The organism is Tannerella sp., from assembly GCF_030528505.1.
Taxonomy (GTDB): domain Bacteria; phylum Bacteroidota; class Bacteroidia; order Bacteroidales; family Tannerellaceae; genus Tannerella.
In genome coordinates this window covers 1-13780 of sequence record NZ_JAUMYS010000075.1, presented here as the reverse complement: position 1 = coordinate 13780, position 13780 = coordinate 1, and the positions used below count along the sequence as shown (strand labels likewise).

Below are 13780 nucleotides of genomic sequence, written 5' to 3'. Positions count from 1 at the left end.
TCGTTCTGACATTAATTATACGCTTCGGACACGTTATGATTATTCTTCAAATTTCCCGATGATTCCTTCTCCTTTATAATAGGCCACTAATCTGCTTTTAAGAAGATAGGACAATCGCTTCTGCAAGAGATTCGCACGTGCCTCGATTAGTGTGTTCGCTGCCGTTTGCAGATCGAGCGGACTCATTAAGCCTTCTTCGTATTTGCGCAAGGTGAGATGATAGGAGATTTCGTCTGCTTCTACTTTCTTTTCCATCTGCACGGTTTCTTTTGCGAATCCATCGCGATCTAAAACGGCTTGTTCGACGGCTGTCTGCAACTGTCGCATGATTTCTTCGCGCTGTTCGTTGGCCATGCGCATGTTGTTGCGCGCGCGACGTGCCTCGCTATACCGTCCGAGTCCGTCGAACAAGGGGATACGAAGCACCATGGCAAGGTATTCGCCGCGGTTATTGTCGAAAAACTGCTTGCCGAACGAAACGGTTTCTCCGCTCGACAAATTCTTGAAATAGTTAGTCGATACGCCGGCTTCGAACGATAGTCTGGGAAACATGGCTCCCTTTGCCATGCGATATTCGTAGCGGGCGGCTTTGGATTGGTACTCGGCCGAGAGCGCCACGGGGTTATGCGTACTAGCGTAGGCGTAAATATCGCTGACGGATTCGGGAGAAGAGAGCGTTGCGGACACGTAAACGGCGGTATCGATACGTAACGAGTCGGCACCGCAGTAATTCATGTTTTCGCGGAGTTTCAAAAAGGCGGAGGCATAGAGGTTTTGTTGACGGGTCAGGTTATAATCGTCGGCCGCCACTTGAGCCTCGAATTGCGCCACATCGGCCTTACCCTTCATACCCAACTCTTCCATCCGACGCGTCTTGTGAAGGGTGCGCCGGCTCTCATTCAACTTGTCGGCAGCGAGTTTCACCGTGCCTCGGTAGTAGACGGTGTTGATAAACGCCTCCATCACGGCCAGCGCCACATCGTCTTTGGCGCGTTGCTCTTCCTGCATTCCGTACAAACGGCGGATACGCGTCATCTTCTGATTGTTGATTAGCTGTCCGCCGTCAAACAGAGGCAGCGAAGCACTGATTCCGTAGGAATTATTAAACGTGGAGATGTTGTTATACGTATTCGTTTTCGGGTCGATGGATCGGCCGAAGCTGAACTGCCCGCCTACACTCGCACCGATCGAAGGAAAGAAGCTGGCCACCGCCGAACGGTGCGCCACCTTGTACGAGTCGTTCAAATGCTGCTTCTGCTTCACCTTCGGACTATTTTCCACCGCATAACGCATGCAGTCATCCATCGTCCAGTATCGCTCTTGGGCCATCGCCCCCGACGTAATCGCGATCCCTAAAAACATATTCCAAAAAATCTTCTTCATCATTTCAATATTAATTCACGCTAAATACTATGCCAAAACCATGCCAAAACAAACAAAGAACTACAATTCAATTATTTATAAATTTATCAAGAAACTTCCTGTGTCCAAAAATTAGACACTGTCCAATCACATCGCTTTTTTTCTTAATTTTGTCCACGTATTGGACAAGCATACGCCTATACATTATATAATATATATGATATCAATCCCCGTCCGGACTGAAACAAAAGAAGAAAACGCATGAACAAGACGAAACGACAAGGAACCATTCTCGTAGTCGACGACAACAAAGGCATCCTTGCGGCCGTGGAATTGCTGCTACGACCACAGTTTGCCCAAGTCATCACGACCTCCGTGCCCGACCGCATCCGAACGATCCTGCACGACGAGCCGGTCGATGTGGTATTGCTCGACATGAACTTCAGCGCAGGTATCAACAGCGGGAATGAAGGCCTTTTCTGGCTCTCCGAAATCAAGAAGATCGACACCTCGATACAAGTGGTACTCTTCACGGCATACGCCGATATCGAACTGGCTGTACGAGGCATCAAAGAAGGTGCTTCGGACTTTGTCGTCAAACCTTGGGACAACGACAAACTGACCGAAGCTCTGCAAACGGCTCTCCGAGCCCGTACACAGCAAAGTAAACGGCATGCCAGCCCCGCTACGCCCGAGAAAAGCCGTATGTTCTGGGGTGACTGCGAAGCGATGCAGCAACTGCGCATGCTCGTCGAGAAAGTGGCGTGTACCGATGCCAATATCCTGATCACCGGCGAGAACGGGACAGGAAAAGAAATGATTGCGCGCGAGATTCACCGGCTGTCGGCCCGTCATCGTCACCCGATGGTGGCCGTCGATATGGGTGCCGTTACCGAAACCCTCTTCGAGAGCGAGCTTTTCGGCCACGTCAAAGGCGCATTCACCGGCGCGCACTCCGACCGTCCCGGGAAGTTCGAAGCAGCCGATAACGGTACGCTCTTCCTCGACGAGATCGGCAACCTTTCCTATCATTTGCAGGCTAAGCTGCTCACCGCTCTGCAACAGCGCAGCATCGTACGCGTGGGGAGCAACACCCCCATACCGGTCAATATCCGTCTCCTTTGCGCCACGAACCGAGACCTCGACGCCATGGTCAGAAAAGAACTTTTTCGGGAAGACCTGCTCTATCGCATCAACACCATTCACCTGCATATCCCGCCGCTGCGCGAACGGGTAGACGACATCGTACCGCTGGCACATATCCTACTCAACAAACAGGTACAGTCGTATGGCAAGCCTGAACTGATCCTCACGCCCGCAGCCTGCGACAAACTGAAAGCACAACCTTGGTACGGCAATATCCGCGAACTTGAACATGCCATCGAGAAAGCCGTTATCATCAGCGACGGGAAAACGCTCGACACGGACGACTTCGACTTCCCGTCCGTCTCTCCTTCCGAATCCCCTCTGAATGACGCTACCACTCTCGAAGAGATGGAATGCCGCATGATCCGCCGCACCATAGACAAACACCAAGGCAATCTCTCGCTCGTAGCTTCCGAACTCGGCATCTCGCGACAGACGCTCTACAATAAAATCAAACGCTACGGACTCTAATCCCGATGGACAAGCGATTGTATAACAGTCTGACGTTTCGCCTGATCGTACTTGCGACACTCGTTGCCGTAACCACGGTATTCGTGGTACAGCAGCGTTGGATCGTAGCAACCGTAAGCCTGCTGTTCGTCGCTTTCGCCTTCGGATGGGTCGTACAACTCTATCGTCGCAACCTCCGCAAGGTGTCCTTCATGTTCGACGCCGTCGATAACAACGATTACGCTTTTCATTACGCAACGACGCGGCACGCTGCCGAAGAACGAATCATCAACGAATCGCTGAACCGCATCCTCCAGATTCTCTTGCAGGCAAAAGCTGACGCGAAAGAACGGGAGAAATATTATGAAATGATTATCAACTCGGTCAACACGGGTATCATCGTCATCGATGAGAAAGGATTCGTGCTTCAACAAAACAGCGAGTCGCTCCGACTGCTCGGTTTGCCCGTATTTACGCACATCAGACAGCTCGAACGTATCGATAACAAGCTTGCCGAACGTTTTACCGACCTTCAGCCCGGTGAGAAATATCACCTCTCGTTCAGTAACGAACGCGGAGTGGTCAACCTCTCCCTCCGTGTGTCCGAAACCGTTTTGAAAGGGAAATGCGTGAAACTTATCGCCATGAACGACATCAACAGCGAAATGGAAGATAAGGAAGTCGATACATGGATCCGTCTGACGCGCGTATTAACACACGAAATCATGAACTCCGTCACCCCCATGACCTCGATCAGCAGCACGCTCCTCTCACGGCATGACGAAATGAAGGAGGAGCTCCGCAACGGCCTCGAACTGATCAGCGAAACCGGCAAAGGACTGATCTCCTTCGTCGAGTCGTATCGCCGATTCACCCATATCCCGACTCCGCAACCGACCCTCTTCTACGTCGGCAAGTTTATTGAACGGATGACACAGCTGGCCGGTCACCATCACAACGCTTCCCATATCACGATACAGACCGATGTCCGTCCGGACGACCTGATCCTGTATGCCGACGAAAACCTGATCGGACAAGTCGTGTTGAACCTGCTGAAAAACGCGATACAGGCCATCGGTCCCGACCATCCCGACGGACAGATCACGGTGCAGGCTTCGTGCAACCGCAATGAATCTATCGTAATCGAGATCAGCAACAACGGACCCACTATCCCACCCGAAGAGGCCGAACATATTTTCACGCCTTTCTTTACGACTAAAGAGGGAGGCAGTGGTATCGGCCTGTCCGTCGCGCGCCAAATCATGCGTCTTTCGGGAGGTTCCATCTCGCTGAAATCGAACGCTCCCAATCACCGGACCACCTTCGTCCTGTTGTTTCCATAAGCGTCATTCCGTCTTTTAATGTATCTTTGCTCCCATCAAAACAACTCGTTATGAATTATTTTACAGACTACGCATCGCCGGTCGGCACGTTACGTATCGTTGAAAACGGTCGAGGTATTACAGCTATCAAGTACCTTAAAAACTTTCGTGTTTTGCCTGCCGATGCATGCGAGAAAGAAACTCCGTTGCTGAAACAGGCCATCACGGAATTGAAAGCATATTTTGCAGGGCAACGCAGGCATTTTGATCTTCCGCTCGACGAACAAGGCACGGATTTTCAAAAGCGCGTCTGGGCAGCTCTCCGTGAAATTCCGTACGGACAGACACGTTCGTACAAACAGATTGCCGAAGCGGCCGGATCACCGCATGGCTATCGTGCCACAGGAATGGCTAATAACCGTAACCCCATATCAATTATTACACCATGCCATCGTGTCATCGGCGCGGACGGCACGCTTACCGGTTACGGCGGCGGGCTCGACATCAAAAAGAAATTGCTGGAGCTTGAAGCTTCAACTCTTGTACAAAAGGACAACCAAGGATAAAGATCCTCTCCTCAACCCATCTCATACATATTCCAACCTACGGCGTATCACAGTCCGTAAGGAGAAAACGGCCTCCGTTGCTCGGAAGATTCCTAAAAAATCATCCGCAGAATCTTCCTTTCAAATCATTCATTTCAAAGATTTTAAAAAGCCATCTATCACAACCCTATCTTTTTGTACAAAATAATTCATAAAACAATTTGGTTTATAGAATAAACCACATTACTTTTGCGATGTGAATCGATTCAAAAAAAAGAATTATTTAGTAACAGGTAAAGAAAAACAGGTATGAAAACGATGAAAATAATTGGAATCTTCGCTGCTTTAGGACTGAGTATATCTCTTTATGGACAGTCGGCGGATGTAACGGTAGTGGTAAAAGGCATCAAGGAAGCGAAAGGCAAAGTAATGGTTGCGGCGGGAGATAAAGCGAAATCGCAAGAGATGATCGGAGAAATGGCAGCAGTTACTTCGACAGGCGATGTAGTCTGCGTTCTGAAAAACGTACCGGTCGGAAAAACGAATATTTACGTATATCAGGATTTGAATGAGAATTTCCGGCTCGATATGGATGAGCAACATATCCCGATCGAACCGTGCAATACGAAAGAGAAGGTAACGATCAAAGACGGAGAAAACAAGTTCGAGATCAAACTGATCAACGTAAAGGAAATGATGGAAAAACGCTGATTTTCATTGTATCGAAAAACAGACAACCATGAAGCGGTTCCTTATTGTATCTATCGCAAGTGTCATCTTTGCCGGCTTCGCTTCGGCGCAGGAGCGAAGCGGCAAGGTGACGGACAACAGCGGCCGGCCCGTCGAGTTTGCGACGGTTGCCTTGCTGACGGAAGACGGGCAAGCAGCCGTGACGGTCACCGATACGCTCGGACGCTTCTCGCTGACTGCCGTCGGGGGCAAGTACCGGATCAACATCCGGCACCTTGCTTATCAGCCGTTGGAGCAGAGCATTGATCTTTCGGACGCGTCATCGAAGGTCGGCGATTTTCGTCTGAACGATCTCCGGATGAATCTGGACGAAGTAACCATCACGGCTTCAGCGATCACACGCGAGGCCGATCGCTTCGTAATGAGGATGAACACGCCCCTTACCCTGAACAAAGATGCGACCGAAATCTTGCAACTGGCCCCGGGCGTATGGGTCGATGACAACGGTATTTCCATCAACGGGACGAGGGGCGCCAAAGTCTTTATCAACGAACGTGAGCTGAGACTGAAAGGCAAAGAACTGATGAGTTATCTGCGTAATTTCCGCTCGGCCGACATCGTGCGCATCGAGATCATTCCTCAGACCGGAGCAGAATACAGTGCCGATTCATTCGGTGGAGTGATTAAGCTGACGCTTCGCAGACAGTTGGAGAACGGTATCAGCGGACATGTGAAAGTTGGTACAGCACAGAGCAAAAAGTTAGCCGATTATCAGCCGTCCGCCTCCCTCAACGCCCGTACCGGGCACTGGACATTCAGCACGTTCGCATCGGGGAAGATGATGCCTAAAGGAAAGACCAACTCGATGGAGAGTTATAATTTTCGGACAGGGGGCAATCATGAACATTTTTCGGCTTCGCACGTCAATCGCACACAACATTCGGGCTTGGGGAGACTGGGCATCGTGTATGAGCCGGACACACGCAACAGCTTCGGAGTCGAAGCGGAATATTCGGCCCTAAGCACTCACAGCCCGTCGTCCGTCTCGACACGAACGAAACCAAACGGCATCCTCGTAAGATCCGAAAGCGACTACCGGCAGAAAGAAGCAGACCGTACCTACTCGATGACCTTGAACTATGTACATGCGCTCGATACGCTCGGATCGACTTTCAAGGTGATTGCCGACTACACGAATAAATATGTGGAGGGCGACAACGACTATCATACCTTGTTTGCACGAAACGGAAAGACATCGGATTCTGTATACCGGAACAATACATCGTCGCATTACAGGATTTATACGGCCGACGGAGTCTTGAGCAAACAGCTCTGGCCACGTACAAAGCTGGTTGCGGGCGTGAAATACACACACAACGATATGTCGGACACGGTGCGGCACGAAAGTCTTCGTCCTTCAGGCTGGCAACTGCTACCGGCGTATCATTACTCACTCGGTTACACGGAAAATATCGGAGCGGTCTACGGCACCTTTTCGGCCGAATACAATCGTCTCAGTCTCGTGGCCGGTCTGCGTGGCGAATATACGCATGCGAACGGGCATCATCGTCGCATCCGTCAATCGTACTTCGATCTGTTTCCGAATCTGAACGTAACGTATTCGTTCGATCCGATGCGGATATTTATGCTGATCGGTCAGTACTCACGGAATATCGAACGGCCAAATTTCAGGCGTCTCCACCCGAACCGGATACAATATTCGGAATATTCGTATTACATCGGCAATCCGGCATTACGTCCGACATATATTCATAAAATCGGTTTGACGGCCGTTTACCGCTATCGTTACGTGCTCTCGGTCGGTGCCAACCTGCACCGCGATCTGGTGAGGGAAGTGCGGAAAACGGAGACGTCCGACCCGAACGTTACGTACATCATCCCCGAAAATCATCATACGGAGAATCATTATTATGTCGTGCTGAGCGCCCCTCTCCGTCCGACGAAATGGTGGAACCTGAATGTCAATCTGGTAGGGGTAAAGCAAGATATCCGCGGCACGGAAAACGACCGCCGCGTGTCGCATTACCTTTATTTCGCCAATGTGACAACCGGCGTCTCATTGCCGGCGAAGTTTCACCTCGAGCTGACATACAGCGGCACAAGTCGTCTATATTCGGCCAATTCGGGCATCGAACCTCGCCATTTGTTTCATCTCTCGGTAAAGAAACAACTGCTGAACGATCGCCTCACGGCTTCGTTGGGTATAAACAATGTGTTTGACCGTAAGATCGTTTATTTTTCGGAGATGGCACGCTTTACGACTCGCACGAAAGTGCATGATCCGCAAGATACCCGTTACTTCAAATTCAGTCTAAACTATACCTTCAGCGCAGGGAAGCATTTTAAAAGTCGTGCGCTCGAGAGTAGCTCGCAAACGGAGAAGGACCGTTTAAAACGAACTCCCGACACAAGATAATTCATGATAAATTTATATTTTTACACTCATTTTTTTACAGCTATGGAAGAAAAAGAATTAAAGGACAAATCGCTCAATGAAAAGGAAAGTTTGGAACTCATCACGCAGATGATCCGAAACACACAACACCGGCTGGAGCGCCATACCGGCATACCGATGTTGATCTGGGGCTATGCTACGACTATCACAACCTTACTAGTATGGTGGGCAGTAAGCTATACCGGCGACTACCGGACACAATTCCTGTGGTTCCTCATTCCGATCACGGGAGGCCTCGGGATGCTACTCTGGAAGAAGAAACCCGCAGGAGTCCGCACGTACGTAGACCGAGTCGTTGGATACATCTGGTTAGTCTTGGGCTTGACGGGTTTTCTGCTGTCGTGCCTGTCAATATTCAGCGCAATGTGGAAGTTGCCTATTCTGTTTATCATCATACTGATCATGGGTATAGGAACGATTCTGACCGGATTGGTTGTGCAGTTCAGGCCGATGATCATCGGAGGCGTCGTGGCGATGGGAATCGGAGTAGCCCATTACCTGTTACCGGGCTGGGATATAAAGATGCTGACGTTTGCATTAGCTTTTGTCGTCATGATGATTATCCCGGGACATATCTTAAACCATCGAGCTAAAAAGATATGTTCAAAGAGCTGAATCCACTATTGCACAGCGAACTGCGACTGGGCATTATGTCGATCCTGCTCAGTGTCGAAAGCGCGGAATTCAAATATATCCGGGAGCAGACGGGAGCGACGGCAGGCAACTTGAGCGTGCAGCTCGATAAGTTGTCGCAGGCCGGTTATGTAGCGATAGAAAAAGGATACCGCGGCAAAATCCCCTGCACAACGTGCCGTATCACAGAGACAGGGATTACAGCCTTCCGCGAATACGTCGAAGCATTGCAAACGTATATCAACATCAAGTAACACAAAGACAAGCCGGAAGTTTTTATCGATATGTTTCTTCAAAAAACTTCCGGCTTATCATGCTCTACATAATACCGTCACTTACCGACAGTTTTCTTCGCGGTAGTGCTTTTCTTCTTCGTCTCCGACGATTTTTGAATCGTTTCCAACTTCTTCTCAAGCCGGTTAATTTCATTCGCCTGATTGCGGATGGTCGTAAGCAACGAATTCAACTCCTCGTTTTCGATCGAAGAGGGGAACTCCGCTTCGACACGCTGTATAAAATCGGCCAGTACGTTCATATAATTATTGAACGCATCGTACGGATTTTCATACGGACTGAACAAATTGTAGTGCTTCGTATTCATGTAATAAAAATGGTCGCTGCTCTGCAAATAAATCCAATCCTGCTTGATGCGACGGTTGCCCGACAAGCGCACCCGTTCGCCAATTTCGTTGATCTTCTGGAACGCCTCATGCTGCAACACATTCCCTAACCACGAACTGCAATCTTTTTCTTCATCGACCCACGACATCGGATAAGGTACCGAGACGGCATCGACGGGTTTCATCCGCGCAAACACTTCGGAAGGCAACGAGAAGGAGAGGTTGTACTTTTCGGCATACTGCGGCAAGGCTTTGAAGAACTCGAAGATTCCGGTATTGGCGGCATGCATCGAACCCAGCACTTCGTAGTTCATAAAAGCGTTGATCACCTTTTCCGGTTCGGCCGTCGAGGCAATCGCCGAGATATATTTATCGGCCGTCAGCGGATATTCTTTCCATGTATAATCGTTGAAGCGGAGCGAGAGGTCTTCGCTGAAACGGTCGTTCTTCAGCAGCAATTTCAATTGCGGACGAACAGCCGACGCATAAACGTAGTTCGGACTTTTCCATCCCAATACGTGCTTGGCTCCTTCGGTCAGCATGCCTTCGAAGCCGAGGTTGTAGACGAGTTCGGAGATTTCGTCCGAATAGATCAACTCCGTATTCCGGAACACTTTGGGACGAACGCCAAAGAGCGACTGTATTTTTTCCTTGTGCATCTTAACCTGCGCCCTGAACTCGTCTGCATCGCCGAGCGAAGAGAGCGAGTGGGCATACGTTTCGGCCAAGAACTCCACACAACCGAGCTGGGCGAGTTCGCGAAAACTGTCAATCACTTCGGGCGCATAAATTTCCATCTGCTCAAGCGCAGTCCCCGAAATCGAAAAGGCCACCTTAAATTTGCCGCCACTCTTACGTATCATTTCCATAATGGTACGGTTAGCCGGCAAGTAGCACTTTTCGGAAATCCGGCGAAAGATTTCTTCATTCTGGAAATCGTCATAATAATAATGATTGTTCCCGATGTCGAAAAAACGATACCTTCTCAAGCGAAAAGGCTGATGTATCTGAAAGTAAAAGCAAATCGTTTTCATATCTTCTGTTTTTTAATTTTTTCCATACAAAACCTGATCATAAATCCGGCGCACTTTCTGCCCGGCATATTCCCATTTGATGTTATTAACCTCTTTCAATCCTTCTTCTTTCAAGAAAGCGTGCAGTTTCGGATAAGCGATAAGCCCGTAGATGGCATCGGCCAGCGCTTCGATATCCCAATAGTCGACCTTGATGGCATAGTCGAGAATCTCGGCACATCCGGACTGTTTCGAGATGATGGAAGGCACACCGCACTGCATCGCCTCGAGCGGCGAAATACCGAACGGTTCCGAAACGGAAGGCATCACGTACACATCGCTGGCTTTAAAGATTTCATATACCTGTTTCCCTTTCATGAAACCCGTGAAATGGAAACGGTCGGACAAGTTACGCGATGCGGCTAGACGAATCATCTTATCCATCATATCGCCGCTGCCGGCCATGACGAAGCGCACGTTGTCCGTCTTCGACAACACACGGGCTGCCGCTTCCACAAAATATTCCGGCCCTTTCTGCATGGTGATACGTCCGAGGAAGGTTACGATCTTATCCTTCACTCCGCGCTTGTCGGAAATCGACAGAATATCGGGACTGAGAGGCTCTACGGCATTATGTACCGTCGTCACCTTGGCCGGGTCCTGATGATACTTTTCGATCACCGTCCGACGCGTCAGGTTACTGACCGTAATGATATGATCGGCGTGATCCATCCCGTTCTTCTCGATGCCGTACACGTCAGGATTCACGTTGCCGCGACTACGGTCGTAGTCCGTGGCATGCACGTGAATGACGAGCGGTTTACCGCTGACCGTCTTGGCATGAATACCGGCCGGATACGTCAGCCAGTCGTGGGCATGAATCATATCGTACGTTTCGGCGCGGGCAATCACTCCCGCCACAATCGAATAATTATTAATTTCTTCCAACAGGTTATCGGGATAACGACCGGAAAACTCAAAACATCCCAGATCGTTGACATGCCGGTAACTGAAATCGGCATAGATATGGTCGCGCAACTTGAAATATTCCTGCGGATCCATAAATTTCGACAACCGTCCGGCTACATGATCGTAATTCACCTCCTTCCATACAATCGGAGTATTGCATGCGCCGATAATCTTCAGGAAGCTCTGATCTTCATCGCCCCACGGTTTGGGCATTACGAACGTAATATCCATATCGGATTGCAGCGACATGCCCTTAATCAAACCGAAACTCGCCGTTCCCAATCCTCCGAGGATATGCGGCGGAAATTCCCATCCAAACATTAAAGCTTTCATAGCTGGCAATCTTTTATTTATTCGTCATATTCTTTCAATTTCTCAATCACCGCAAGGATCGAAGCGATACTCATCAGGAACGATATGGCTCCGCGCCCCGCAAACGGCGGATTACCGTCGAACAGTTCGGAGATTGTTCCGATGCAATGCAGCGATATTTCTTCTTCCATACTGATGAGCGTACGTTCGGCGAACGAAACGCCTCCACGGCCGAACAGATTCAGATAGGCCATCAGATACATTCCCGTCAACCACGGCCAGACAGGGCCTTGATGATAGGCCAAGTCGCGTTCGTACTGCGGGCCGACATAATTCGGGCGATACCCTTCGCTCTTCGGACTGAGCGAGCGCAGTCCTTTGGGTGTCAACAGCTCTTTCGTCACGATATCGAGCACGGCGCGTTTCTGTACGCGCGTCAGTGGCGAGTAAGGACAAGCCAGTGCAATGACCATGTTCGGGCGCACGCTCCAGTCCTGATTCGGACTGCTGTCTACGTAGTCGAACAAGTAGTTGTGTTGGTTCACGAACGTGGCGGGGAAAGACAGATCTAAGGCCGTGATCAGTCGATCGACTTCGGGCGATACGCTTTCGTTCAGTTCTTTATAAAAACAAAGCGCATTATACCAAAGCGCGTTGAACTCGACGATGTATCCCGTACGCGGCACGACAGGACGCCCGTTGACGACGGAATTCATCCACGTTACCGGCTTCTGCCGTCCGTCGGAATAGAGCAATCCGTTGTCCGTAACTTTCAAGTTCGGGTGCTTCTGCGCGACGATGTACTCAATGATCTCACGCACCAGATCGCCATACAGTTGTTTCGCCTCGTCACGTCCTTCTTTCAAACTGAAACTTTGTACGCACCAGATAACCCATAGCAGCACATCGGGTTGTTCCATTTCATGAATAACCGGGTCTGGTTTCCCCTCGCGCATAAAAGCGTGAAGGGCCGGGATGGCCGTTTTCATGAGTCGTTCGTAGCGATCCCGCTCGTTGAGATAAAGCGTACAGGCAGCCATCGAGATGAACATGTCTCGCGCACGCACCTTGAACCACGGATAACCTGCCAGCAGATAGACGTCTTCGCCTTTCGGATTGTAGAACAGCTGATGTGCCGAATTCTTCAGACAGTTATAAAAATTGGAACGCGGGGTTCGCGCCTCTACTTCTTCCTCGAAATAAGCGGGGAGACCGGCCAGTTCGTCACGCAGCCTATCGCCGGCACAGAATACGATCGATTCTCCTTTTTCAATCGACAGCTCAAAATATCCGGGAACGAACAAGTCCTCTTTATAAGGGTATCCCCGCTCCTGCTCTTTCTGATACTCGATACCGTGATACCAATATGGCTCATAGACGAATACCGGTTTTTTATTGAACTGCATGAAAAGTTCCGGATAGCCGGGATACATACATGCCTTGATGCCGTTCGGTACCTCTTCGTACGATTGATTGGCATTCCCGTTGACACGCGTCAGTTCTTTAACACTGCGGAATGCCATAAACGGACGAAAACGCAGCAGGGTAGCCGAATGGGCATCAATCAATGTATACCTAATCATGATTCGGTTATGTGTCCGAGAGAAAATAATTTCTTTCGAAAGCAGTACCCCGCCAACCCGGTAGACCGTGCGCGGCACCGTCTCCATCGTATATTCGCGAATGTATTTGTGACCGTTCGGGCTGAAACTCCCGCCTTCGTACTTGTGCAGCCCCAGATTAAACTCGGCGCCGTGCTGAATCACCGTCTCGTCGAACGAAGAGAGCAGCACATGATTATCGTCATCCAGTCCCGGCACGGGCATAACGAGCAAACCGTGATATTTCCGCGTGTTGCAGTCAACGATGGTCGTGCAATGATATGCGCCTTTCCGGTTGGTACGTAACACCTCTCGTGATAAGGATTCTTCGAGGTTAATTATTAGCGTTTTGTCGAATTTAAGGTAATTCATGTTTTTCTTCTTTTAAACCATTTCTAATCTCACTTACTTTGTTGAATTCTCAAAATTAGAAACTATTTTCAACATAAACAATTTTTTTATCGAAAAAATGGATGATTAGTCGTTTTTTTCAATGTAACGGCACAAAAAAAAGAAATAAGAGATACCGCTACATCTCCGAAACAGATTTATTTTCAACCCAAATTACGCGATACACTGTTCGGCATTTACCATTATTTAATTGTCAATTGTCAATGGTTAATTGTTATGCCGGGTACATG

11 protein-coding genes are annotated in these 13780 nt (G+C 49.5%); 7 read left to right on the top strand and 4 right to left on the bottom strand.

Features of this window, described 5'->3' with window-relative positions; genetic code table 11:
- Positions 1-39 precede the first annotated feature (39 nt).
- Positions 40-1383 carry a TolC family protein gene (locus tag Q4A89_RS10415; RefSeq protein ID WP_368389509.1) on the bottom strand — a complete coding sequence of 448 codons (1344 nt, stop codon included), beginning with the start codon at positions 1381-1383 and terminating at the stop codon, positions 40-42.
- Between the two features lie 240 nt (positions 1384-1623).
- On the opposite strand from Q4A89_RS10415, the gene Q4A89_RS10410 reads away from it, so the two are divergent.
- From Q4A89_RS10410 to Q4A89_RS10380, 7 genes are all read left to right on the top strand, one after another.
- Positions 1624-2979 carry a sigma-54 dependent transcriptional regulator gene (locus Q4A89_RS10410; RefSeq protein ID WP_303185382.1) on the top strand — a complete coding sequence of 452 codons (1356 nt, stop codon included), beginning with the start codon at positions 1624-1626 and terminating at the stop codon, positions 2977-2979.
- Between the two features lie 5 nt (positions 2980-2984).
- Positions 2985-4301 (top strand): PAS domain-containing sensor histidine kinase, encoded by a 1317-nt coding sequence (locus Q4A89_RS10405; RefSeq protein WP_303185381.1) that lies wholly within the window; start codon positions 2985-2987, stop codon positions 4299-4301.
- A gap of 50 nt (positions 4302-4351) precedes the next feature.
- Entirely contained in the window at positions 4352-4846 is a 495-nt protein-coding gene (locus Q4A89_RS10400; RefSeq protein WP_303185379.1) for a methylated-DNA--[protein]-cysteine S-methyltransferase, read from the top strand.
- Positions 4847-5143: 297 nt separating this feature from the next.
- Positions 5144-5536 carry a DUF2141 domain-containing protein gene (locus Q4A89_RS10395; protein WP_303185378.1) on the top strand — a complete coding sequence of 131 codons (393 nt, stop codon included), beginning with the start codon at positions 5144-5146 and terminating at the stop codon, positions 5534-5536.
- 28 nt (positions 5537-5564) lie between these two features.
- On the top strand, positions 5565-7952 hold the full coding sequence (locus tag Q4A89_RS10390; protein ID WP_303185376.1) for an outer membrane beta-barrel family protein: 2388 nt from the start codon (positions 5565-5567) through the stop codon (positions 7950-7952).
- 42 nt (positions 7953-7994) lie between these two features.
- Complete coding sequence (locus Q4A89_RS10385; protein ID WP_303185374.1) at positions 7995-8606, top strand: hypothetical protein; 612 nt, start codon at positions 7995-7997, stop codon at positions 8604-8606.
- Entirely contained in the window at positions 8591-8878 is a 288-nt protein-coding gene (locus Q4A89_RS10380) for a transcriptional regulator (RefSeq protein WP_303185373.1), read from the top strand. The genes Q4A89_RS10385 and Q4A89_RS10380 overlap by 16 nt, the downstream gene beginning before the upstream one ends.
- Before the next feature lie 77 nt (positions 8879-8955).
- Here the strand turns inward: Q4A89_RS10380 and Q4A89_RS10375 are convergent, their stop codons facing one another.
- The 3 genes from Q4A89_RS10375 to Q4A89_RS10365 are packed head-to-tail and all read right to left on the bottom strand — an operon-like array spanning position 8956 to position 13511.
- Positions 8956-10278, bottom strand: a complete 1323-nt coding sequence (locus tag Q4A89_RS10375) for a glycoside hydrolase family 57 protein (protein ID WP_303185372.1) — start codon at positions 10276-10278, stop codon at positions 8956-8958.
- Between the two features lie 12 nt (positions 10279-10290).
- Positions 10291-11559: a glycosyltransferase gene (locus Q4A89_RS10370; RefSeq protein ID WP_303185371.1), complete on the bottom strand. Its 1269-nt coding sequence runs from the start codon at positions 11557-11559 to the stop codon at positions 10291-10293.
- 17 nt (positions 11560-11576) lie between these two features.
- The gene (locus Q4A89_RS10365; protein ID WP_303185370.1) at positions 11577-13511 is read right to left on the bottom strand and encodes a glycogen debranching enzyme N-terminal domain-containing protein; all 1935 of its coding nucleotides are present in this window, start codon (positions 13509-13511) and stop codon (positions 11577-11579) included.
- Between the last annotated feature and the right edge of the window lie 269 nt (positions 13512-13780).